Here is a 22,477-nt window from a genome sequence, read left to right on the forward strand (position 1 = left end):
ACTTTTCGAGAAAATGTCACCACCTCCCGACAAACATCTTCGGAAGGACATTCCGTCCACCGTAGGCGTTCTGTGTTTTGAAAATCCCATGAAAAAATACTGAGTCTATCTCTTGTTACTGGTTTCTGTATTCCTCCAAAGTCATTTACATACTTAATTCTTATTTTTAAATTTTATACATGTGTTTCCTAAAGCGATTTACATACCTATTTTCCATTTTAGCCTATTGCGCATGTGTTTTCCCGGTTATCATACATGCCGGATCATTATTTCTTGCTTTAAAGCATGTATTTTCCGACTTGTTATACATACCTAATTATGACTTTTGAATTATTCGCATGTATTTCCTACTTTATTGCACATACCTAATTCTTGTTTTAAAATTGTGCGCATGTATTTCTTGATTTTTCGCACATACTAGATTCTTGTTTTTAATTTCCGCACATGTATTCTCAAATGCTCTGCCTAAATAATTGGGATGTTTTTCATAACCCAGCAGAAAGGGACTGCTCCCTCGGGCGTAGATGCGGCGGAGACTGTGAGATTTTCTTGGAAAGTGGTTGAGCCGCAGGGGCAACGCGAACACGATGTTCGCGTTAGCCGATAAGTGCCATGGATGGCAACGTAAAGGCGGCCCCGTCATGATGAAAAGCACCTGGCCACTTTCCTTTAGAAAATCCACAGTTGTAGCTAGCATCCGAGTCCGGGGCGGGCAGCCCTTTCTGCGTGGATTTTAGAACAACTATTTCATTAACTTTCAATTTATATAGTATAAATAAAAATACCGCCAGAGAAGATATGCAATCTCTCAGGCGGTATTAGCGTTGCCCTAATGCGGGCTACGGAAATTCAATTCTACTGTAAGTTCTTTTTGCGAAGCGCATATCCGGATACTACGAAGAGAACAGCGGCACCTGCCAGGTAAAGAGGAAGTGCGCTCTCGCCGGTCTTGGGCACGTTGTCATACGCACCGGAAGCGGTAGCAGACTGTGCAGGAGCAGTGGCGGTGGTGGCAGCGGGAGCAGCGGTAGCTTCCGGCGTTGCAGCTGCTGTGGCGGCGGGAGCGGTTTTGCTGTAATACTGTTCCTCAGTCTTTACAGAACCATCGTAGATATCCAGTTTATTTTTTGCAAAGTTATAATATTCAAAATAAGTACGCTGGTCTACGTTATCTTTTGCAATCAGATGATTTACGGTACCCTGGCATCCGATGTAAGCATGCAGGTTGTTCAGCCCGGTGCCCATACCCAGCATTTCCAGTGTATCTACATTATTAACGAAAGTAGCATGTGCGGAACCGTATACATAAGCATGTGAAACATCGCCGTTGATGGAAGCGGTGGAGCCGTCCAGAATATATACGGAATCATAACCCTTAGCGGTAGGTACCACAGTGGCTGTGGTATTTACAGTCAGATTACCCAGACGAACCGGGAAACTCAGATCGAAAGTAGGAGAGGAAGCATCGGTTTCGATGACTACATAATCGCCATCTTTGATGTCCTGCATCATGTAATAGGTCTCGCGATGGAAGGCATTGTCATCCCATGCGGAAGCTACCTCAAAGTACCAGCCGTCGCTGTGGGTATTGGTGCTTGTCAGATATCTGACAACATAAGTAGTGGGTTCAGCAGCCTTAACAGTAAGCTTGCCGAAGCCGGGTGCAGACAGACATACCGCTGCCAGCGTGAGCAGTGTAACGATTTTTTTCAGTTTTTTCATAAGAAAATCCTCCTGATAGTTAGTGGGTTATTCCTGTACGGGGAGATAGTGGTCACCTGGTTCCACTTCTTTGGCGACGACTACGAACCGCCCCTGTTCTACATGGTAGACGCAGGTAGACAGGGTCAGGAAATGATCTCCGAACTCTGCCGTAACGCCGGTGTCGTACTGGGATAACTGCTTGATATTGTTATAAAAGTCATCAAATTCTTCCTGAGTATCTGCCTGGAAAAATTTGTAGAACTTAAATACCTGATCTGTTTTCCGATAGACCTGGGAACGGAACACAGCAATGACTTCATAATTGCGCTGACATTCCTCGGTGTATAGGATGATATTTTTGTGTTTCTCGTAGAAATCCTGATTTTCGTAGTCGGTCAGATTGCCGAACATAGCGCCGGACTTCATATTGTGACCGTGGATAATAAGGTTGGTCGTCAGGGGATCCACACAGCTCTCATCATCGAGAAGCAGGCAGCCGTTTTTATTCTTACTACCATCGAAAGCACGGTAGAGATAATAGGTCTCGTCCTTGGGGGTCCACATGACCGGATAGTCGATATTGGTATCCGGGATCTGCAACCATGCAGCCATGTCGCCGTTGGCTGCGAAGCTGTCGGCATACGGATTGGGAACGCGGTCGAACTCTTCTGTGGCAGTGGATGCTTCTTCTGCTACGGCTTCTGTGGAAACGGAGGTGACAGCCTCTGTGGCTTCCGCAGAAGCATTTGTACTGTCTTCGGTAACTGCCGTGGGACGTAACTCGTCCAGAGACTCCTCCATACGACGGTCCGCCATATGACCTTTTACGAACAGAATAACCGCTGCCAGAATACATATTCCGGCAAAGATAAATAAAATTGTGGATAAAATATTTTTATTTGATTTCATACGTTTATTATACGCTGAATCAGTGACAGGATGCAATAGGGGAAAACAAAAGGATTTCTTAATTTTCGGAAGATATTTTCATAGAAGAAAGCATATAAAATCATTGAGATATAAAATTATGGAGACCGGGATGGAACAACAGAAAGCGTTGCACGCCGTTATGATATGTCTGCTGCTGATTGCCATGGCGGTGGTGGGCAGGGAGACGGCGGTGTATGTGGAGACAGTGAATGCGGTCAGTGTACTTAAGGAGGAACGACATACTCCGGGTGAGGAATCCCCTGTGGTAGTGATTGATGCGGGGCACGGCGGGGATGATCCCGGGAAAATCGGAATCAACGGAAGCCTGGAGAAGGATATTAATTTAAATATTGTAAATAAACTCGCGGGATACCTGGAGGCGGAAGGCGTGCAGGTGGTACTGACCAGAGACACGGAAGAAGGTCTGTATGATGCGCATGCCTCTAATAAAAAGGTACAGGATATGAAGCGCAGGATCGAGAAGATAGAGGAGACGGATCCGGTTCTTACAGTAAGTGTTCACCAGAACAGCTACCCGGAGGAGTATGTCCATGGAGCACAGGTATTTTATTATAATGGAAGCAGCGGTGGGCAGAAGCTGGCGGAGCTGCTCCAAAAACAACTGACAAAAGACCTGGATCCGGAGAATCACAGACAGATCAAGGCAAATGAAAGTTATTATCTTCTGAAAAAAACAAAAGGAACCATCGTGATCGTGGAGTGCGGATTTCTGTCCAATGCCGCAGAAGCAGAAAAGCTGTGCACGGAGACATATCAGGACAGAGTGGCATGGTCGATCCATAAGGGGATTTTACAATATATAGCACAACTGGAAAATCAAAACAGGGAAAACTGATAAGAAACAATCTTTCCATTTTATATCGTATATGTTATACTATATCCAAATGCATTATAATGATGTCGGGGTCAAAAGCCCCTGACATCATTATGATGAGTGCCGATAACAGAAGGTAGAAAAATGGATACTGAAATTATAAAAATTCATCCCGGAGAGGGACCTGTCAGTGAAGAAGATGACAGGAAACTGCAGGCTGCGGGAGAGATCCTGAGAAGGGGAGGACTGGTGGCGTTCCCCACAGAGACCGTGTATGGTCTTGGCGGAGATGCGCTGAATCCCACATCCTCTCAGAAAATTTACGCCGCAAAAGGCAGACCTTCCGATAATCCGCTGATCGTTCATATCTATCGATTTGAAGATATAGAGAAGATCACGAGTAAGGTACCGGAAGAAGCAAAAAAAATAGCAGATGCATTTTGGCCGGGACCGCTGACCATGATCCTGCCGAAGTCTGATGCGGTACCGCGTGAGACTACCGGTGGGCTGGATACGGTAGCGATCCGGATGCCGTCACACCCGGCGGCACAGAAGCTGATCAAGTACAGCGGCGGCTATATTGCAGCCCCCAGTGCCAATACTTCCGGCAAGCCCAGCCCCACTGTGGCGAAATATGTGGTGGAGGATATGATGGGGCGGATCGATGCCATCATCGATGGCGGAGAAGTGGGAATCGGACTGGAATCCACCATCATTGATCTGACGGTGACACCGCCGCAGATCTTAAGACCGGGTTATATTACCCAGGAGAAACTCAGCGAAGTACTGGGAACCGTGGATACAGATACCACGATCCTGCGGGCGGACAGCGGACAGGCTCCCAAGGCTCCCGGCATGAAATACAGGCATTACGCACCGAAGGGAGAACTCACCATCGTAGAGGGAACACCCGAAGAGGTCAGAGAGTATATTAACCGGGCCGCAGCCACAGATCATGCAGCGGGCGAGAAGACCGGCATCATCGGAACGGAAGAGATGCTCTCCGGCTATACGGCAGATGTGGTAAAAAGTGTCGGCAGCCGTAAGGACGAGGACAGCATCGCCAGACATTTATATACCATCTTAAGAGAATTCGATGATGAAGGCGTAACGAAGATCTATTCGGAAGGATTTTCCACGGAGGGCTTTGGTCAGGCAATTATGAACCGTCTGTTAAAAGCAGCAGGACATAAAGTGGTAACGCTGTAAGTGTAATACAAGGAGGACAAATAAAAATGATAGCAATCGCAAGTGATCATGGCGGATATGATCTGAAAGAGAAAGTTAAGAAATATTTAGAGGAGAAAAACATTCCCGTTCAGGATTTTGGATGCGACAGCAAGGCAAGCTGTGATTACCCCGTATTCGGACATGCGGCAGCAAAAGCTGTGGCAGACGGTACCTGTGAAAAGGGTATCGTGATCTGCACTACCGGTATCGGCATCAGTATTTCCGCGAATAAAGTAGCGGGAATCCGCTGCGCACTCTGTTCCGATCCACTGTCCGCAAAAATGACCAGACTGCATAACGATGCCAATATGCTGGCAATGGGTGCGGGTATCGTAGGCGAGAATCTGGCACTGGAGATCGTGGAGACTTTCCTGAACACCCCTTTTTCCGGAGAAGAGAGACACAGCCGCAGAATCAGCCTGATCGAAGAGATCTAAGGCGCAAGATACAACTAACAACATCAAAATACAGGAGGACAAGTATATGTCAAAAGTAGTAGTTATGGATCACCCCTTAATCGAGCAGAAGATCGGAATCATCCGCAGAAAGGAGACCGGCACCAAGGATTTCAGACAGAACATCAGTGAGATCGCAATGCTGATCGGCTATGAAGCTACCAAGGATCTGAAGCTGGAAGAAGTAGAGATCGAGACTCCCATCTGCAAGACTACTGTAAAGCAGTTAAAGGGCAAAAAACTGGCACTGGTACCCATCCTGCGTGCAGGTCTTGGTATGGTAGACGGAATGCTGTCCCTGATCCCCGCTGCAAAGGTAGGACATATCGGACTGTACCGCGATCCTGAGACCTTAAAGCCCGTAGAGTATTACTGCAAACTGCCTGCAGATTGTGCGGAGCGTGAAGTATTTGTCGTAGATCCCATGCTGGCAACCGGCGGCTCTTCCATCGCAGCAATTCAGCTGTTGAAGGACAAGGGCTGCAAGAGCATCCGCCTGCTGTGCATCATCGCGGCACCCGAAGGCGTGAAGGCAATGCAGGAAGCACATCCCGATGTGGATATCTATATCGGAGCAATGGATCAGAAGCTCAATGACCACGGATATATCGTTCCCGGACTGGGAGATGCAGGAGACCGTATTTTCGGTACCAAATAAAGGAGACACCAATGAGTGCCAAGCGCAGTGACTATATCAGCTGGGATGAATATTTTATGGGGGTAGCCCACCTGTCGGGGATGCGGTCCAAGGATCCGAATACTCAGGTGGGAGCCTGTATTGTCAGCCCGGACAACAAAATTCTGTCCATGGGATACAATGGGTTCCCCAAGGGCTGTTCCGATGATGAGTTTCCCTGGGAGAGGGAGAACGACGAGGATAGTAATCTGACAAAATATCCCTTTGTGACACATAGTGAACTGAATGCAATTTTGAATTACCGTGGAGGATCCTTGGAGGGCACGAAACTGTACGTGTCCCTCTTCCCCTGCAATGAGTGTGCGAAAGCCATCATTCAGGCGGGGATCCGCACTGTGGTATATGATAGCGACAAGTATCAGGGAACCCCTTCCAACCGGGCAGCGAAGAGGATGTTTGATGCGGCAGGAGTGGAATGTGTACCGTATCGTAAGACCGGGCGCATGATACAGATCGGGGTCTGAGCAACAGATAAAAGGAGTAAAACGTTTGAAGCGCCTACAGAAGACAGCTGTGCTGCTTGCAGCGGTGATCCTTGCAGGAGCATTTTCTTCAGAAGACATCAAGGTAGAAGCTACCAGTAGTACCTGGCAGCAGATTCAGCAGGAACAGCGGGAGAAAAATGAATTGCAGAACCAGCTGAACCAGGAAAACAATAATCTGGAGAACCTGAAAGGAGAACAGAATTCCCTCAAGGGACAACTGAATAATCTGAACGGTCAATTGACGGAGGTCAGCAATAATCTGGCGGATCTGGAACAGCAGATCGCGGACAAGGAGCAGGAGATCGCAGATACCCAGGACAGTCTGGAGGAAGCGAAGGCAACGGAAGAGTGGCAGTATGAATGTATGGTGATCCGCGTCCGGGATATGTACGAACGGAACGAGACCAGCTATATCAATGCGATCCTGAGTGCCCAAAGCTTCGATAAACTGTTGAATGCTGCGGATTTTTTTGAACGGATCGCTGCCTATGACCAGAAAAAACTCAAAGAATTCGAGGAAAACCGTCAGCTGATCGAAGAGGAAGAGGCAAGGCTTCAGACGGAGAAGGCAGAGCTGGATAATCTGAAATTAGAAGCGGAAGCCGAGAAAAGCAAGGTGTCCGGTCTGATCAGCCAGACATCCAACAATATCGCCAAATATGCCGGAGACATCTCCGAAGCGGAACAGAGAGCCCTGGCGTACGAAGCGGAGATCAAGAAAAAAGAGGATAATCTGGAAACCCTCAGGAAAAAGCTTGCCGAAGAGATTGCAATGTCCCAGAAGGCGGCAAATGCAACCTGGCGGGATATTTCAGATATTTCTTTCGAAGAGGGAGACAGATATCTGTTAGCAAATCTGATCTACTGCGAAGCGGGAGGCGAACCCTATGACGGTCAACTGGCGGTAGCCAGTGTTGTGATCAATCGCGTCAGAAGTTCGGTCTATCCCAACACGGTGGTAGGTGTGATCTATCAGAACAAACAGTTCTCACCGGTAGCCAGCGGACGGCTGGAACTGGCTCTGGCTGCGAACAAGGCCACGAGCCGTTGTTATCAGGCGGCGGATGAGGCAATGTCCGGAGTGACGAATGTAGGTAATTGCGTGTATTTCCGCACCCCGGTGGAAGGACTGACCGGCATCAGTATCGGTGGCCATATATTTTACTAAGGTGAATGTGAGAATCCATGAAAATTAACATCGTAGAACGAGAAGGGTATTCCAACAGAATTGTGGACTGGAAGATCTATGTGAGGAAGGATCTGACAGTTGCCAAGGCATCGGAATATTACTATGAATTTATAGAGGAAAATTCCTTTCGTCCGGTGAGTGAACTGGTGCAGCCGGAGGATGGTGAACTGCTGAAGGAGGCGGTTGCGGCGGACACGCTTGCTCCGCTGGAATTAGTAACTGTTCTCAGCAATCTCAAGGATAGTACCCGGAATGTGTATCTGCGTATGGAACAGAGTGAACAGACAGAGGATGGAAATCCTTTGTATCAGATCACACTATCGGATCTGCATGATCTGGAGAATAGAACGGTACAGCTGGAACAGAGTATTTTAAAGTATCGTCATTTTATGACATTGGAAGATGTGTATTACTTTGAGTATCTGATCGACAGCGATCATATCACAGTGTATAAATATGTCAATGAACGGTCAATGAATCAGTTTGAGGGGTCGTTGAATGATCTGATCCGGATGGTGGAGAACGCACATACAGACAGTGACATTGCCAGAATGGAAGAACATCTGCGGACGTTTTGCGCCCATTTGCGCAATGGCGAAGATTCCTTTGAAATGAAATTCAACGGTCAGGATGAAGACGAGAGAAGGTGGACGGTGAGAGCCTCCCGGATTCCCAAAAACCGGAACATGCTGGCCGGTATCATAGATTCTGACAAAAACCGTCAGCAGGAAGCCTACTATCTGACTCCGGCAGCCAGGGATGCCGGAACCGGTCTGCTGAATAAGCGGGCGTGGACGGAATATACCGTCGAACAGTTGAATCGGAAGGACGGTCGGGTCCGCTGGCTGGTGATCATTGATGTTGACGAGTTCAAACATATTAACGACACCTATGGACATATCTTCGGAGATCAGGTGATCCGTGGAGTGGCAGAGATCATGCAGGAGCTGGTAGGACAGAGAGGTGTCATCGGCAGATTCGGTGGAGACGAGTATGTGATTCTGTTAGAGAAGGTTGAGACCAGGGAACAGCTGAAGATCTTGCTCAAGACGATTGCGAAGGAACTCAGGCTGGCATTCGATCCGAAGATCCATGTGACGGCTTCTATCGGTGTGTCGGAATACCCGGTGGACGGAACGGAGTATGAGTATCTGATGCGCAAGGCGGATAAAGCTTTGTATCTTGCCAAGGAAAAAGGCAAGAACCGACACATTATATATGAAGAGCGGCTGCATGGGAAACTGGAGACCGACGATATGCAGAACATGGCTATGGCCTATGCGGTATCCAAGGAGAAAAAACGGGAAGCCATCACAGAGATGATCGTGGAATTATGTGTATCGGGCGTGAATGCTATTGTGAAAAATGAAGAGCGCCTGCAACAGATCCGCAGTCTGTTTGATCTGGATGGTATTACTATTTTTTCGGACAGAGGTAGTAACCTTGTCTGCAGAAACGGTAATTATGTGGTGGAGGCTCCGGATGGTCGTCCCGGGTTTGAAGATGAAGGGTATCTGGCACTGTTTGGTGATGATGGTATTTTTGTAGAATCCAATATGATAAAACTTCGTTCCCAGAACCCGGCAGCCTATGCTGTGACACAGGAGCAGGAGGTTGGGGCTGCCCTTCAATGCCTGTCTAGAAAAGAAGGGATTCCTTATACAATGGTCAATTTTGAAGTGTTCAATCGCAACCGTAAGTGGTCCGATGAAGACATCACCCTGCTGACGCTGCTGGGACATTGCATCGGAAACTTGTTGAATTATTCAGAGTAAAGTAAATGAGAGCAGAAGCTCGTCGAACACTTGTGTTCGTAAGAGCCTATGCTCTCGTTTATTTTACGAAGTAAACACATGAGCAAAAAGTAAGCACTGCAAGTGCGGTTTTGCGAATGCGTTACTCTGAATAATTCAATAATTACAGTCCGCTTTTTTCCAAAGGACTCTGCAGTCTGTCGAATTTGTCACGATAGATGATCGTGATCAGGTTGTTTAACTGGCGCAGGCAGGCAGTCATCTGTGCCTGCGTGATCAGACCTTTTTCCAGTGCCTCTGCCAGCTCGTCCAGGTCAACAACATGCATTCTTCCGTCGGGATAGAGTATAATGTCAGCCAGCAGATCGGTAACGATCAGGGCATTGTCCTCCGGACGGCGGGTGTATTCTACAATATCGCAGTACCAGTATAACAGAGACCCGTCATGACGGTAGAACTTGCTGATCTTGAACCCTTCCTTCAGATAATAGCAGGAACAACCATGAGAAAAAGTAGTCTTGGGATTCAGCGTTTTCCATTTTGTCAGAATATAATCATCGTTCTGTTCTACGATAATATCGTCTTTTAACAAAATACATTCTTCCGGGATCAGTCGTTTCCGGTAGATCTGAAGTTCGTTGTTCATAGCATTTCTCCTTTGTATCAATTGAGAGCGTTCAAAGTTCCGGGAAAGGAATAAAAGGCAGTGGCGGCACGGTGTGAGGACACAATGTCTTCTCCATCCAGATCATGTCATGCCATTCCCCCTGCTTGAAGCCGGAAGCATGAAAATGTGCCACGGTCTCATAGCCGTGTTTTTCATGGAAGGAGATGCTGGGAGGATTCGGATAAGTGATGCAGGCACATACATTGCAGATGTGCTGTGCTGTCAGATATTTCTCCAGCTCCTGATAAAGAAGGCTGCCGATACCGCTGCTTCGAAGATTCTGACTGACATAAATGGAGGTCTCCACGGACCAGTCGTAGGCAGCACGTCCCTTGAAAGCGGAGGCGTAGGCGTAGCCTATGGGAACACCGTTTTTCTCTGCTGTCAGATAAGGGTAACGGGTGAGGGTATGCCGGATTCGTTCGGCGAATTCCTCCACGGAAGGAACCGTGTATTCAAAAGTTATCGAGGTGTTTTCCACATAGGGAGCGTAAATGGCAGCCAGGGCTTCGGCATCTTCCGGTGTGGCGGTCCGGATCTTAATTTCATCATTGGCGGTGGTCTGCATTGCGGTAATCCCTCTTTCTGTGATCATTCGTAATTTCTGTAAAATAGTTACTCAAATAGTACTTCCGAGAAAGTATCCAAGTCAATCTTTTTTTAGATGGAATTTATATTTTTTTTACGCTTTCAGCAAGGGGATTTTACTGGACAGAGTGTTCAGATTTCGTTATAATGACAATAGATTTGCCTTACAGGGACAAGATATGCTTAAAAATGTACAAAAATATAAGCGTAGAGCAGAAATCAACATGGAGAGGAAGCAGTGTCAAGAAAAAAGAAACCCTACAACAGACAGGTGTTTCGCGCGGCCGCACTGATCATGCAATTCGGTATCAACATGCTGGTGCCGATCTGCCTGATGTCGGCGGCAGGCGTCTGGCTGGACAAACATTTCGGAACGAACTTCTGGATGATCCTGCTTTTTTGTATGGGAGCAGTGGCCGGAGGGCAGAATGTATACCGTATGGCCAGGACAATTTATGATGACAGCGATGATAAACACATTAAAAAAGATAAATAGAACTGTTTTGGAGATGGTCTTAGGGATCCTGTTTCTGGGAGCGCTGGCGCAGATCATCGGAGCCTTTATCGTGAAGGATAAAATGATGTATGCAGGGAGCCTATGGCTCGGTGTCCTGTTGGCGCTTGCAGCAACATATCATATGTACCGTTCCCTGGACCGGGCGCTGGATCAGCCGGAGAAGACTGCACAGAAGATGATCTTCCGCGGATATATCCTGCGTTATGTGATACTGATTTTTATATTACTGGTGCTTATGAAGACAGAGGTGATGAATCCGCTGATCTTCTTTTTCTCCTATGTGATATGTATGAAAGTAACGGCGTTTCTACAGCCGATTACCCATAAATTATGCAATAAATTGTTTCATGAAACGGATCCGATTCCCCAGGCGATACCTAAGGAGACTACCGGAGGCGAAAATGCCCCGGAGAATCCGGCAGGGGCTGAAAAGGACGGAGAAGTGACAGAACAACAGAATAAATAATAAGGAGGTGAAACAATGGAACATGGAATTCTGTTATCCGGTGCCGATAATATCGATTTTATGATACATGGCGTGTTTAAGTATTCTTTTTTCGGCCATGAGGTATGGATAACGACCACACATGTGTGTGTGCTGATCGTCATGTTGATCATCATTGGTTTTGCCATTGCCGCCAACTGCTGTATGGCCAAAGCCAGAGAAGTGCCGGAAGGCTTTCAGAATGTGGTGGAGCTGATCGTGGAGAAGCTGGATGCCATGGTGGATACTCCCATGGGCAAGGCGGCACCGAAGTTCTATAACTACATTGGAACGATCTTCATCTTCATTCTGGTGAGTAATATTTCCGGTCTGTTGGGACTTCGTCCCCCCACAGCGGATTATGGCGTGACACTGCCCCTCGGCGTACTGACATTTATATTGATTCATTATAACCAATTCAAGTACCAGAAGCCGAAGGAGATCTGGGAAGGCATGTGTTCTCCGCTGCCGCCCTGGCTGCCGATCTGGCTGCCCATCAACCTGATCAGTGAGATCGCCGTACCGATTTCGTTGTCTTTGCGTCTGTTCGCCAACGTATTATCCGGAACGGTAATGATGGCATTGATCTACGGATTGTTAGGTGTGATCGCCACGGCGTGGCCCGCAGCGCTGCATGTGTATTTTGACCTGTTCTCCGGAGCCATCCAGACATACGTATTCTGTATGCTGACAATGACTTATATCGCAAATGCAAGAGGAGACGCGTAAGCTTAAAATGCTAGAAAGATTCTGAAAGAATCTCAATAATAGGAGGATTTACTATGGATTTCAATGAAAACTTTATCTTAGGTTGTTCCGCAATCGGTGCAGGCCTGGCAGTTATCGCCGGTATCGGACCCGGTGTAGGACAGGGTATCGCAGCAGGACATGCTGCTGCAGCAGTAGGACGTAATCCCGGTGCTAAGTCCGAGATCACTTCCACCATGTTATTAGGACAGGCAGTTGCCGAGACCACCGGTCTGTACGGTCTGCTGATCGCTATGCTGCTGCTGTTCGTAAAGCCCTTACTTCCCTGATTAAACGAAAGGAATGCGGATGAAAATGATACTATTAACAGAAGGCGAGACCATGTCAAGACTGTTTGACCTGGACTGGCAGCTGCTGGCAGACTCCTGCCTGATGATCATTGCCATCTTCGTATTGTTCCTGGCACTCAGCTATTTCCTGTTCAATCCGGCGAGAAAGTTCTTAAATGATCGTAAAGAGAAGATCAGAGGAGAACTGGAAGAAGCGAAGACCAGCCAGGAAAAAGCCGCAGAACTGAAGGAACAGTATGAGGCGAAGCTGAAAGATATCGACAAAGAGGCAGAGGACATCTTAAGTGATGCCAGAAGACGGGCTCTCCAGAACGAGGAGCGCATCGTCGCACAGGCGAAGGAAGAAGCAGGCAGAATCCTGGCGAGAGCACAGGAAGAAGCCAGACTGGAAAAACAGAAAATGTCCGACGAGATCAAACAGGAGATCGTATCCGTGGCATCTGTCATGGCAGGTAAGCTTGTGGGTGCGTCCATAGACACCGCCAGACAGAACAGTCTGATCGAAGAGACGCTGAAGGAAATGGGTGAGGATACATGGCAAAATTAGTTTCCAAAGTCTATGGAGAAGCCCTCTTCGAAGTGGCAGTCGACCATGGAAATGCGATCCAACTGATGAATGAGACCGCAGAACTTCAGAAGATCCTGGAAGACAATCCCGATTTTGACAAGCTGATGAAGCATCCCGGGATTCCCAAGCAGGAGAAACTCTCCATGGTGGAGAAGGTTTTCCGGGGCAGGATAAGCGACGATCTGACAGAATTTTTGAAGATCGTGGTGACCAAGGAACGCTACGGCTCATTAAAGGCAATCTTTGCTTATTTTACCGAACTGGTCAGAGAATCGGAAAAAATGGGAACTGCATATGTAAGTACCGCAGTGGAGCTGACGAAGGAACAGAAACAGGCAGTGAGAGAAAAGCTGCTTCAAACGACTTCTTATCAGTCCTTTGATGTGTATTACCATGTGGATCCGACACTGATCGGCGGAATGGTGATCCGGGTAGGTGACCGGGTAGTGGACAGCAGTATCCGGACCAAACTCGAAGATATGAAGAAACAATTATTAAATATTCAGCTGGGATGACCGGCTGAGAGAAAGGTGCGACAGATCCATGAATTTAAGACCAGAAGAAATAAGTTCCGTCATTAAGGAACAGATCGAAAGATATTCTTCCCAGCTGGATGTCTCCGATGTCGGAACAGTCATCCAGGTAGCGGATGGTATCGCTCGTGTACATGGACTGGAAAATGCCATGCAGGGTGAGTTGTTACAGTTCCCCGGCGATGTATATGGCATGGTGCTGAATCTGGAAGAAGATAATGTCGGTGTCGTATTGCTTGGCAGTGCCAGCAATATCGAAGAGGGCGATATTGTCAAGACCACCGGACGTGTGGTAGAGGTGCCCGTAGGAGATGCATTGCTTGGACGAGTAGTGAACTCCTTAGGACAGCCCATCGACGGCAAAGGCCCCATACAGACTGATAAATTCCGCAAGATTGAGCGTGTGGCAAGTGGTGTTATCACTCGTAAGAGCGTAGACACGCCGCTCCAGACAGGTATCAAGGCGATCGACTCCATGGTTCCCATCGGAAGGGGTCAGCGTGAGCTGATCATCGGTGACCGCCAGACCGGTAAGACCGCTATTGCGATCGATACGATCATCAACCAGAAGGGTCAGAACGTAAAATGTATCTATGTAGCCATCGGTCAGAAAGCATCTACCGTGGCAAATATCGTAAAGACACTGGAGGAGTTCGGTGCCATGGCATATACCACCGTTGTGGTATCCACGGCAAGTGACCTGGCTCCCTTACAGTACATCGCTCCTTATTCCGGTTGTGCGATCGGTGAGGAGTGGATGGAGAACGGAGAAGACGTACTGGTAGTGTATGATGACTTAAGTAAACATGCTACCGCATACCGTACACTCTCCCTGCTCCTTCGTCGTCCACCCGGACGTGAGGCATATCCCGGTGACGTATTCTATCTGCATTCCAGACTGTTAGAGCGTGCGGTCCGTATGAGTGACGAATACGGCGGAGGTTCCCTGACGGCACTTCCCATCATCGAGACCCAGGCAGGAGATGTATCCGCATACATTCCTACCAACGTAATTTCCATTACCGACGGACAGATCTATCTGGAGACAGAAATGTTCAATTCCGGTTTCCGTCCCGCGGTAAATGCAGGTCTGTCAGTATCCCGTGTAGGTGGTGCGGCACAGATCAAGGCAATGAAGAAGATCGCGGCGCCGATCCGTACCGAGCTTGCTCAGTACAGAGAGCTGGCTTCCTTCGCACAGTTCGGATCTGAACTGGATGCAGATACCAAGGAGAAGTTAGCGCAGGGCGAACGTATCAAGGAAGTGCTGAAGCAGCCTCAGTACCAGCCCATGCAGGTACAGTATCAGGTTATCATCATCTATGCGGTGACCAAGAGATTCCTTTTGGATGTGCCGGTAGAGGACATCACCAGATTTGAGAAGGAATTCTTTGATTATCTGGATACCAAGCATCCCGAGATCCCCGCAGCCATCGCTGAGGAAAAGGTGATTTCCGATGCTACGGAAGAAAAGCTTGTGAAGGCACTGAATGATTTCAAAGCAGAGTTTCTGAAATAAGTGTGTCAGCCGTGACATACGGCAGAATGAGAGGTAACTATGGCATCAATGCGTGATATCAAGCGCCGTAAGACCAGCATTCAGGGCACACAGCAGATCACCAAGGCCATGAAGCTGGTATCTACGGTAAAGCTTCAGAGAGCCAGAGCAGGTGCAGAACGTTCTCAGACGTATTTTGACTGTATGTATGATACCGTAAATAATATCCTGTCCAGGGTAGGACATCTGGAACACAAATATCTTGTTCCGGGTGCTTCTCCGAAAAAGGCGGTCATTGTCATTACCTCCAATAGAGGTCTGGCAGGCGGTTACAACTCCAACGTAGCCAAACTGATCACCGGACAGGAGGACTGGAAGACAGAAGACGTGGTAGTCTATGCCATCGGTAATAAGGGCCGGGAGATTCTGGAGAGAAAAGGATACACCGTGAAGGAATCCTATCCGGAGGTTATTGAGGAACCGGCTTATGCTGAAGCAATGCTTCTGTCACAGAAGCTGTTGACATCATTTGCAGCCGGAGAGATCGGTGAGATCTATCTGGCATATACACATTTTAAAAACACGGTGAGCCATGAGCCGAAGCTGTTGAAGCTTCTGCCTGTGGAATATGATGCAGACGCGAAAGCCCCCGCAGAGGGTGCTGACGCACTGATGAATTTTGAGCCGGAAGATGTGGAAGCACTGGATATGATCATACCGAAATATATTTCCAGTCTGATCTATGGTGCGCTGATGGAAGCGGCAGCCAGTGAGAACGGTGCCCGTATGCAGGCCATGGATAATGCCACCAGCAATGCGGAGGATATGATCAGTGATCTGTCACTGAAGTACAACCGCGCAAGACAGGGAAGCATTACCCAGGAGCTTACAGAGATCATTGCAGGCGCAGAGGCGCTTTAATATTTATATTTTGCAGTTATGTCTCTGGCAGGCTTTGCATCATTCCTAAGCAGACCGTAAAGGAACGCCGGCACTTAATGAGCGTTTCAACGCGAATTTAGTACCGTTGCGTTCCGATCCGAGCGCAAGCGTGTCTGCGTGGAAGATACAAAGACTGCCAGAGAAAAGCAGTGCAAAAGGTGAGTTGATTATGAAATGCCCGCATAGCGGGCAGGAAAGAGGTAGAAATGGCAGGAGAGAATAAAGGAAGGATCACCCAGGTCATCGGTGCCGTACTGGATGTACGATTCGATGAGGGCAAACTTCCCGAGATCAATGACGCGATCCGCATCCCTACCAGAGATGGAGGAGAACTGGTAGTAGAAGTCTCCCAGCACTTGGGTGATGATACTGTCAGATGTATCGCCATGGGTACTACCGACGGACTGGTAAGAGGAATGGAGGCAATCGCCACCGGAGCTCCGATTTCCGTGCCGGTAGGAGAAAATACCCTGGGCAGAATATTTAACGTACTGGGTCAGCCGATTGATAACAAGCCGGTACCGGACGGGGTATCTTACGAGCCTATCCACCGTGCTGCACCGACCTTCGCAGAGCAGTCTACGGACACAGAACTGCTGGAGACCGGTATCAAGGTCGTTGACCTGCTCTGTCCTTATCAGAAGGGTGGTAAGATCGGTCTGTTCGGCGGTGCCGGAGTAGGTAAGACCGTACTGATCCAGGAGCTGATCCGTAATATCGCCACCGAGCACGGCGGATATTCCGTATTCACCGGTGTAGGTGAGCGTACCCGTGAGGGTAACGACCTGTATCATGAGATGCAGGAGTCCGGCGTACTGGACAAGACAACCATGGTATTCGGACAGATGAATGAGCCCCCCGGAGCGAGAATGAGAGTCGGTCTGACCGGACTGACCATGGCAGAGTACTTCCGTGACAAGGGTGGTAAGGATGTGCTGTTGTTCATTGACAACATTTTCCGTTTCACACAGGCAGGAAGTGAGGTATCCGCACTGTTAGGACGTATGCCTTCCGCAGTAGGATACCAGCCTACATTACAGACAGAGATGGGTGCGCTGCAGGAGCGTATCACATCCACCAAGAACGGATCCATTACTTCCGTACAGGCAGTCTATGTGCCTGCGGATGACCTGACAGACCCGGCACCTGCGACCACATTCGCACATCTGGATGCCACCACGGTTTTGTCCCGTTCTATCGTAGAACTGGGAATCTATCCCGCAGTAGATCCTCTGGAGTCCACATCCCGTATCCTGGATCCCAGAATCGTAGGTAAGGAGCATTATGAGACCGCCCGCGGTGTACAGGAGATTCTGCAGAGATATAAGGAATTACAGGATATTATTGCCATCCTCGGTATGGACGAATTGTCCGAGGAAGACAAGCTGGTCGTATCCCGTGCCCGTAAGATCCAGAGATTCCTGTCCCAGCCTTTCTTCGTGGCAGGACAGTTCACCGGTCTGGAAGGAAAATACGTACCGATCAGCGAGACCATCCGCGGATTCCGTGAGATCCTGGATGGTAAGCATGATGATATTCCGGAGAGCTACTTCCTGAATGCCGGAAGCATCGATGATGTACTGGCAAAGGTTCATGCATAGCATGAGAGGGGAGTATAGATATGGCAGATAAAGAATTCATACTTCGTATCATAACCCCGGAAAGAGTGTTCTATGAGGGAACTGTGGATATGGTAGAATTCAATACCACGGAAGGACAGATCGGTGTCCTTCCGGGACACATTCCCCTGACGGTGATCGTGAAGCCGGGTATCCTGCATATTACGGAGAAGGACGGAGAGAAGGAGGCAGCACTGCATTCCGGATTCGCCGAGATCCTTCCCGAGGGAGTTACCATTCTGGCAGAGATCATTGAATGGCCCAATGAGATCGATGAGAACCGTGCGGAGGCAGCACTGCACCGTGCGGAAGAGAGACTGCGCAGCAAGACGCCGGAGACGGATATTGCCAGGGCAGAGACGGCATTGCAGAGAGCAATGGCAAGAATTGAGGTGCTGCGATAAGAATCGCAGCACCTATTTTTTATTCTGTGCATATGCTATAAAAAAGCACGAGGCGAAAAATTATGGTATCACGCCCATTTTTTATGACATTGCCCGGATATCCCGGTAGAATGGATGAAAAAGAAGTCTTAAATGACCTGGAATATCTGCAGCAGACCTATCCCGGAGAAGTCAGACGCTGTCAGCGTAGAATTGCGGAAATATTGGACAAATACGATTATGAAGGAAGTATGATCTATGACGAATATCCGGACCGGTTAAGCCTCTACCGGATCGCTGATACCATTGGTAAGATCCTGGAGCGGGAAGCGGGAAAAGTCTCCGGAGATCTGATCCAGGTACTGGTGTGTGACGAGATCTACAAGAGAAGACATGGTGGAAGACGCGGAATGATTGCATTTTTATAGCAAAGAGGCAGCATTTATGTTACAATGGACACTGTGAATTCATCAGGCATGAAGCGTATGGAAGCAGGATAAACTATGGAAGAATTGAAAATACTTTTGCAGAAAATTTTGAATAAAGACTTACAGCAGATCATCCTGAGCAACAGTCGTCATCCGGAACAGGTTCAGAAGGCGAAGATCCGCCCGGTACTGATCCGCGGGGAACTGGTGTTTCAGGAGACTGCTTACAGAGGAACACAGGTGTTCCATGAGAATTTTACGGCGGAGCAGATGACGGACAGAATCTGCCTGGCACTTGCGGAGCAGTTCAGACAGGGAGAATTTACAGCGAAAAGCTTACAGGCTACGGCGTTAGTCAGTAAGAAAGGAAAGCTGACTCTGAAGGTGAAAAATAACGGTGCATCAAAAGCAGAGAAAAGTACCGATTCCGAACAGGAGGATCTGCAGGCACTTTCGCATAACCGCACCAAGCATTATATCCTCGAGGAAGGAAAGCCTGTGGATTTCCTGGTGGGACTGGGTGTGCAGACGCCGGATGGCCGTGTGACGAAGGCGAGATTCGATAAATTCCGCCAGATCAACCGCTATCTGGAATTCATCGAGGATGTGATCGATGAACTGCCGACAGACCGGACGATCCGGATCATTGATTTCGGCTGCGGCAAATCTTATCTTACTTTTGCCATGTATTACTATCTGCACGAATTACAGCATAGAGATATTCAGGTGACCGGACTGGATCTGAAGACCGATGTGATAAAACATTGCAACGAACTGGCGGAGAAGCTGGGCTATGACAGATTAAAATTTGAGCGGGGAGACATCAGCACCTATGAGGGAACGGATGTGGCGGATATGGTGGTGACACTGCATGCCTGTGACCTGGCGACGGATTATGCCCTGGACAAAGCAGTCAAATGGGGAGCCAGAGTCATCCTGGCAGTACCCTGTTGTCAGCACGAACTGAACAGACAGATTACGTGTGATTCCCTGAAGCCGGTACTGAAATATGGGATCATCAAGGAACGCATCGCGGCACTGCTTACAGATGCCCTCAGAGCGAATCTCCTGGAACAGCAGGGGTACGAGACACAGATCCTGGAATTCATCGACATGGAACATACACCTAAGAATCTGTTGATCCGTGCGGTGAAAAAGGGCAGCATGCGCCCGAAGCACAGTACGGATATCCGTACTGTGGAGGAACTGCTTCATGTGGCACCGACACTGGACAAACTGCTGAATAATAAATGAGTGAAGAAGCAAGAATGAAGAAAACGATTATTAAAATTGCCGTGTGCGTTGTGGTGTTTATAGCATCAGCGTTTATCATCGGCAGCATTATGAATCAGGGACATAATAACATGACCATGGAAATGGCTCCGGCGACACTTCCCGTGATCACCATGGAGAGCGGAGGCGTGGCATGCAACGAGCTGCATGGTAACACGGTGGAAATGGATGTAGCATACCAGAAGGATACCGTGACCATGCTGGGTGCGGACAGACAGGCGGATTTTACCGTGGATACCTATGGCAGAGAAGTTACGGGAATTTCCATGGAAGTCCGCAGCATTGACGGCTCCCGCCTTATAGAGAACGGAGAAGTCACCGGGTGGAAGACGGAAGGTAAAAGCGTCTCTGTCACACTCGCATTGAAGGATCTGATCGATACCAATACACAGTACAGCCTGACCCTGATCCTGGAACTGGAAGGGGAACAGAAGGTCTACTATTATACGACGATTTTGTGGAACGACGATCTGCATATCGCAGAGATCCTGGAGTTCGCCACGGATTTTCATGGGAAGCTCTATGATAAGGAAGCAGCGAAGGAACTGACCAAGTATTTAGAACCGAATTCCAAGCTGACGGATAACGGCACTTTTCATAAGGTGAATATTCACAGCAGCTTCCAGCAGATTACCTGGGGAAGCCTGGAGCCGACGCAGGAAAATGCGGCTTCCATCCGCCTGGTACAGGTGAACGGCAATGTAGCGTCGCTTTTGATGGATTTTGTCGTGTCCACCGGTGAAGGGAAAAATAAGATATATTATAGCGTGGAAGAATACTATCGCGTCAGATATACCTCGGAGAGAATGTATCTGCTGGATTATGAGCGGACCATGACACAGATCCCGGATACCGGGCGGATGTATGCCAATGATAAGATCCTTCTGGGGATCACGGACGAAAATGTGGACATGATGGAGAGCACCGACGGCAATACCGTGGTATTTTCCGATAGGGGACAGCTGCTTTGCTATAACGCGGTGACCAATGGTCTGACGGTGATCTTCTCTTTTTATGACAAGGACAATGCGGACTGCCGTACTCTGTATGACCATCATGATATCAAGATTTTGGATGTGGATGAGGGCGGCAATGTGAAATTCGTTGTATACGGTTATATGAACCGGGGAAGACACGAAGGGGAGACCGGTATTCAGATCTTAAGCTATGACAATTCCCTCAATACCATAGAGGAAGAAGTTTATATTCCCTATTCCAAGAGTTATGCGGTGCTGAAAGACGAGATGAATCAGCTGCTGTACCAAAACAGACAGCAGCATCTGTACTTTTTCCTGGAAAACGGAGTCTATGATGTGGACCTGGAGAACCGAAGTGCAGCGCAGCTGGTAAGCATACACCAGGATGACAGTCTCCAGGTATCGGAGAACCATGAGATCATCGTATGGCAGGAAGGGGACGATATAAATCACAGCAGCCAGTTAAATGTGCGGAACCTGAATACCGGAGAGCAGACGGTGATCCGTGCGGAGGATGGCGAGGCAATCCGCCCCTTGGGATTCATGGGAGAGGACATCATCTACGGTGTGGCAAGAGAGAGCGATATCCGCACGGAGAATTCCGGACAGATATTCTATCCCATGTATAAGGTATGTATCAGTAATTCTTCCGGTGCCAGCCTGAAGGAATACGGGCAGGAAGGAATCTATGTCGTGGGATGTACGATCGAGGGCAACCAGATCACACTATCCCGCCTGCAGCGGACGGAGAACGGCAGCTATCAGGAGATCCTGGATGACCAGATCATGAACAATGTGGAAGAAGAAGCTGGACAGAATAAGGTGGTCACAGCAAATATCGATATTTATGGGCGCTATGTGCAGATTCAGACGAAATCTTCCATTGATACGAAGACCATCAAGGTGCTGAACCCCAAGGAGGTTGTATTTGAGGGCGGCAGAGAGCTGAAACTGGATGCGGTCAGCGAAGTGCCCCGGTATTATGTCTACAATGCATATGGCGTATGCGGTATCTACAGTGCTCCGGGCACGGCAGTGAAGGAAGCCTATGACACGTCCGGTATTGTGACCAATGACCGCGGAGTTACGGTATGGCTCAAGGGAAACCGTGTCAGCAGGAATCAGATCATGGCGATCAAGGAAGAGAACGTCACGGAGCAGAAGAACAGCCTGGCCGTATGCCTGGATAACATTCTCAGACATGCCGGAATTACCCGTAACACCGAGTACGATCTGGCGCAGGGCAAGACTGCCACTACGATTCTGTCGGAAAATATGACGGGAGTACAGGTGCTGGATTTAAGCGGCTGTACGCTGGATGCGGTGCTGTATTATGTGAATCAGGATATCCCGGTACTGGCGATCCTGGATGACGGGGAAGCAGTTCTGGTGACCGGATTTAATGAATTCAATGTGGTCATTATGGAACCTTCCACCGGAAAGCTGTATAAGAAGGGAATGAACGATGCCACAGCGTGGTTTGCTGAGAATGGCAATCATTTCATCACATACATGAGAACAGAGAATTAAATACAGGCGGACAGCAAAAGGCGCCCGGGTTCTGTAAAAAGATCCGGACGCCTTTTTGATTATGGGCTTTAGCCTGTTGAGTGCATCGGAGTTTCTCCAAACGGAGAAATGGA

At 48.5% G+C, this 22,477-nt stretch carries 24 protein-coding genes; 20 read left to right on the top strand and 4 right to left on the bottom strand.

From position 1 onward, the window contains the following. Nucleotides 1-855: 855 nt before the first annotated feature. Nucleotides 856-1,722 (bottom strand): LPXTG cell wall anchor domain-containing protein, encoded by an 867-nt coding sequence (locus tag ACTRDR_RS13085; RefSeq protein ID WP_440527998.1) that lies wholly within the window; start codon nucleotides 1,720-1,722, stop codon nucleotides 856-858. Between the two features lie 27 nt (nucleotides 1,723-1,749). Then, on the bottom strand, nucleotides 1,750-2,613 hold the full coding sequence (locus ACTRDR_RS13090) for a class B sortase (protein ID WP_440527999.1): 864 nt from the start codon (nucleotides 2,611-2,613) through the stop codon (nucleotides 1,750-1,752). A gap of 130 nt (nucleotides 2,614-2,743) precedes the next feature. Here ACTRDR_RS13090 and ACTRDR_RS13095 point away from each other — a divergent pair, with 130 nt between their 5' ends. The 7 genes from ACTRDR_RS13095 (at nucleotide 2,744) to ACTRDR_RS13125 (ending at nucleotide 9,300) form a co-directional block, all read left to right on the top strand. After that, on the top strand, nucleotides 2,744-3,490 hold the full coding sequence (locus tag ACTRDR_RS13095; RefSeq protein WP_440528001.1) for an N-acetylmuramoyl-L-alanine amidase: 747 nt from the start codon (nucleotides 2,744-2,746) through the stop codon (nucleotides 3,488-3,490). Between the two features lie 123 nt (nucleotides 3,491-3,613). After that, nucleotides 3,614-4,678: an L-threonylcarbamoyladenylate synthase gene (locus tag ACTRDR_RS13100; RefSeq protein WP_440528003.1), complete on the top strand. Its 1,065-nt coding sequence runs from the start codon at nucleotides 3,614-3,616 to the stop codon at nucleotides 4,676-4,678. A 26-nt stretch (nucleotides 4,679-4,704) separates the two neighbouring features. Then, nucleotides 4,705-5,136 carry a ribose 5-phosphate isomerase B gene (gene rpiB / locus ACTRDR_RS13105; protein WP_176865167.1) on the top strand — a complete coding sequence of 144 codons (432 nt, stop codon included), beginning with the start codon at nucleotides 4,705-4,707 and terminating at the stop codon, nucleotides 5,134-5,136. Nucleotides 5,137-5,182: 46 nt separating this feature from the next. Further along, a complete protein-coding gene (gene upp / locus ACTRDR_RS13110; protein WP_022154839.1) occupies nucleotides 5,183-5,812 on the top strand; it encodes a uracil phosphoribosyltransferase in 630 nt (209 codons plus the stop codon). Nucleotides 5,813-5,823: 11 nt separating this feature from the next. Then, nucleotides 5,824-6,315 (top strand): deoxycytidylate deaminase, encoded by a 492-nt coding sequence (locus ACTRDR_RS13115; protein WP_440528006.1) that lies wholly within the window; start codon nucleotides 5,824-5,826, stop codon nucleotides 6,313-6,315. Between the two features lie 25 nt (nucleotides 6,316-6,340). Further along, a complete protein-coding gene (locus tag ACTRDR_RS13120) occupies nucleotides 6,341-7,504 on the top strand; it encodes a cell wall hydrolase (RefSeq protein WP_176865171.1) in 1,164 nt (387 codons plus the stop codon). A 17-nt stretch (nucleotides 7,505-7,521) separates the two neighbouring features. Continuing rightward, nucleotides 7,522-9,300 carry a diguanylate cyclase gene (locus tag ACTRDR_RS13125; protein ID WP_440528008.1) on the top strand — a complete coding sequence of 593 codons (1,779 nt, stop codon included), beginning with the start codon at nucleotides 7,522-7,524 and terminating at the stop codon, nucleotides 9,298-9,300. A 142-nt stretch (nucleotides 9,301-9,442) separates the two neighbouring features. Here the strand turns inward: ACTRDR_RS13125 and ACTRDR_RS13130 are convergent, their stop codons facing one another. Next, nucleotides 9,443-9,925 (bottom strand): DUF402 domain-containing protein, encoded by a 483-nt coding sequence (locus ACTRDR_RS13130; RefSeq protein ID WP_022154835.1) that lies wholly within the window; start codon nucleotides 9,923-9,925, stop codon nucleotides 9,443-9,445. A 31-nt stretch (nucleotides 9,926-9,956) separates the two neighbouring features. Continuing rightward, nucleotides 9,957-10,541 (bottom strand): N-acetyltransferase family protein, encoded by a 585-nt coding sequence (locus ACTRDR_RS13135; RefSeq protein WP_440528010.1) that lies wholly within the window; start codon nucleotides 10,539-10,541, stop codon nucleotides 9,957-9,959. Nucleotides 10,542-10,772: 231 nt separating this feature from the next. Between ACTRDR_RS13135 and ACTRDR_RS13140 the strand changes: the two genes are divergently transcribed. From ACTRDR_RS13140 to ACTRDR_RS13200, 13 genes are all read left to right on the top strand, one after another. After that, nucleotides 10,773-11,030, top strand: a complete 258-nt coding sequence (locus ACTRDR_RS13140) for an AtpZ/AtpI family protein (RefSeq protein WP_440528012.1) — start codon at nucleotides 10,773-10,775, stop codon at nucleotides 11,028-11,030. Next, on the top strand, nucleotides 11,002-11,517 hold the full coding sequence (locus ACTRDR_RS13145) for an ATP synthase subunit I (RefSeq protein ID WP_440528013.1): 516 nt from the start codon (nucleotides 11,002-11,004) through the stop codon (nucleotides 11,515-11,517). The genes ACTRDR_RS13140 and ACTRDR_RS13145 overlap by 29 nt, the downstream gene beginning before the upstream one ends. A 15-nt stretch (nucleotides 11,518-11,532) precedes the next feature. Further along, the gene (gene atpB / locus ACTRDR_RS13150) at nucleotides 11,533-12,264 is read left to right on the top strand and encodes a F0F1 ATP synthase subunit A (RefSeq protein ID WP_440528015.1); all 732 of its coding nucleotides are present in this window, start codon (nucleotides 11,533-11,535) and stop codon (nucleotides 12,262-12,264) included. Between the two features lie 53 nt (nucleotides 12,265-12,317). Beyond that, nucleotides 12,318-12,572: an ATP synthase F0 subunit C gene (gene atpE, locus ACTRDR_RS13155; RefSeq protein WP_022154830.1), complete on the top strand. Its 255-nt coding sequence runs from the start codon at nucleotides 12,318-12,320 to the stop codon at nucleotides 12,570-12,572. Between the two features lie 52 nt (nucleotides 12,573-12,624). Beyond that, on the top strand, nucleotides 12,625-13,140 hold the full coding sequence (atpF, locus tag ACTRDR_RS13160) for a F0F1 ATP synthase subunit B (protein WP_118547268.1): 516 nt from the start codon (nucleotides 12,625-12,627) through the stop codon (nucleotides 13,138-13,140). Then, a complete protein-coding gene (gene atpH, locus ACTRDR_RS13165) occupies nucleotides 13,128-13,676 on the top strand; it encodes an ATP synthase F1 subunit delta (RefSeq protein WP_440528016.1) in 549 nt (182 codons plus the stop codon). Before atpF ends, atpH begins: the two co-directional genes overlap by 13 nt. Before the next feature lie 28 nt (nucleotides 13,677-13,704). Continuing rightward, a complete protein-coding gene (atpA, locus tag ACTRDR_RS13170; protein WP_440528017.1) occupies nucleotides 13,705-15,213 on the top strand; it encodes a F0F1 ATP synthase subunit alpha in 1,509 nt (502 codons plus the stop codon). A gap of 39 nt (nucleotides 15,214-15,252) precedes the next feature. Continuing rightward, entirely contained in the window at nucleotides 15,253-16,113 is an 861-nt protein-coding gene (gene atpG, locus ACTRDR_RS13175) for an ATP synthase F1 subunit gamma (RefSeq protein WP_176865182.1), read from the top strand. 227 nt (nucleotides 16,114-16,340) lie between these two features. After that, nucleotides 16,341-17,735 (top strand): F0F1 ATP synthase subunit beta, encoded by a 1,395-nt coding sequence (gene atpD, locus ACTRDR_RS13180; RefSeq protein ID WP_118551053.1) that lies wholly within the window; start codon nucleotides 16,341-16,343, stop codon nucleotides 17,733-17,735. Nucleotides 17,736-17,755: 20 nt separating this feature from the next. After that, on the top strand, nucleotides 17,756-18,157 hold the full coding sequence (gene atpC, locus ACTRDR_RS13185; RefSeq protein ID WP_440528018.1) for an ATP synthase F1 subunit epsilon: 402 nt from the start codon (nucleotides 17,756-17,758) through the stop codon (nucleotides 18,155-18,157). 62 nt (nucleotides 18,158-18,219) lie between these two features. Beyond that, a complete protein-coding gene (locus tag ACTRDR_RS13190; protein ID WP_440528020.1) occupies nucleotides 18,220-18,564 on the top strand; it encodes a hypothetical protein in 345 nt (114 codons plus the stop codon). A gap of 75 nt (nucleotides 18,565-18,639) precedes the next feature. Then, complete coding sequence (locus ACTRDR_RS13195) at nucleotides 18,640-19,818, top strand: class I SAM-dependent methyltransferase (RefSeq protein ID WP_440528022.1); 1,179 nt, start codon at nucleotides 18,640-18,642, stop codon at nucleotides 19,816-19,818. 14 nt (nucleotides 19,819-19,832) lie between these two features. Then, the gene (locus ACTRDR_RS13200; protein ID WP_440528024.1) at nucleotides 19,833-22,364 is read left to right on the top strand and encodes a hypothetical protein; all 2,532 of its coding nucleotides are present in this window, start codon (nucleotides 19,833-19,835) and stop codon (nucleotides 22,362-22,364) included. Nucleotides 22,365-22,477: the final 113 nt, after the last annotated feature.

The organism is Simiaoa sp. (assembly GCF_051972595.1).
GTDB lineage: Bacteria > Bacillota > Clostridia > Lachnospirales > Lachnospiraceae > Acetatifactor > Acetatifactor hominis.

Bases quoted from the DNA above. Each gene is read 5' to 3' on its own strand.
- ACTRDR_RS13085 (WP_440527998.1), bottom strand. From the start codon at position 1,722: ATGAAAAAACTGAAAAAAATCGTTACACTGCTCACGCTGGCAGCGGTA.
- ACTRDR_RS13090 (WP_440527999.1), bottom strand. From the start codon at position 2,613: ATGAAATCAAATAAAAATATTTTATCCACAATTTTATTTATCTTTGCC.
- ACTRDR_RS13095 (WP_440528001.1), top strand. From the start codon at position 2,744: ATGGAACAACAGAAAGCGTTGCACGCCGTTATGATATGTCTGCTGCTG.
- ACTRDR_RS13100 (WP_440528003.1), top strand. From the start codon at position 3,614: ATGGATACTGAAATTATAAAAATTCATCCCGGAGAGGGACCTGTCAGT.
- rpiB (WP_176865167.1), top strand. From the start codon at position 4,705: ATGATAGCAATCGCAAGTGATCATGGCGGATATGATCTGAAAGAGAAA.
- upp (WP_022154839.1), top strand. From the start codon at position 5,183: ATGTCAAAAGTAGTAGTTATGGATCACCCCTTAATCGAGCAGAAGATC.
- ACTRDR_RS13115 (WP_440528006.1), top strand. From the start codon at position 5,824: ATGAGTGCCAAGCGCAGTGACTATATCAGCTGGGATGAATATTTTATG.
- ACTRDR_RS13125 (WP_440528008.1), top strand. From the start codon at position 7,522: ATGAAAATTAACATCGTAGAACGAGAAGGGTATTCCAACAGAATTGTG.
- ACTRDR_RS13130 (WP_022154835.1), bottom strand. From the start codon at position 9,925: ATGAACAACGAACTTCAGATCTACCGGAAACGACTGATCCCGGAAGAA.
- ACTRDR_RS13135 (WP_440528010.1), bottom strand. From the start codon at position 10,541: ATGATCACAGAAAGAGGGATTACCGCAATGCAGACCACCGCCAATGAT.
- ACTRDR_RS13145 (WP_440528013.1), top strand. From the start codon at position 11,002: ATGATAAACACATTAAAAAAGATAAATAGAACTGTTTTGGAGATGGTC.
- atpB (WP_440528015.1), top strand. From the start codon at position 11,533: ATGGAACATGGAATTCTGTTATCCGGTGCCGATAATATCGATTTTATG.
- atpE (WP_022154830.1), top strand. From the start codon at position 12,318: ATGGATTTCAATGAAAACTTTATCTTAGGTTGTTCCGCAATCGGTGCA.
- atpF (WP_118547268.1), top strand. From the start codon at position 12,625: ATGTCAAGACTGTTTGACCTGGACTGGCAGCTGCTGGCAGACTCCTGC.
- atpH (WP_440528016.1), top strand. From the start codon at position 13,128: ATGGCAAAATTAGTTTCCAAAGTCTATGGAGAAGCCCTCTTCGAAGTG.
- atpA (WP_440528017.1), top strand. From the start codon at position 13,705: ATGAATTTAAGACCAGAAGAAATAAGTTCCGTCATTAAGGAACAGATC.
- atpG (WP_176865182.1), top strand. From the start codon at position 15,253: ATGGCATCAATGCGTGATATCAAGCGCCGTAAGACCAGCATTCAGGGC.
- atpD (WP_118551053.1), top strand. From the start codon at position 16,341: ATGGCAGGAGAGAATAAAGGAAGGATCACCCAGGTCATCGGTGCCGTA.
- atpC (WP_440528018.1), top strand. From the start codon at position 17,756: ATGGCAGATAAAGAATTCATACTTCGTATCATAACCCCGGAAAGAGTG.
- ACTRDR_RS13190 (WP_440528020.1), top strand. From the start codon at position 18,220: ATGGTATCACGCCCATTTTTTATGACATTGCCCGGATATCCCGGTAGA.
- ACTRDR_RS13195 (WP_440528022.1), top strand. From the start codon at position 18,640: ATGGAAGAATTGAAAATACTTTTGCAGAAAATTTTGAATAAAGACTTA.
- ACTRDR_RS13200 (WP_440528024.1), top strand. From the start codon at position 19,833: ATGAAGAAAACGATTATTAAAATTGCCGTGTGCGTTGTGGTGTTTATA.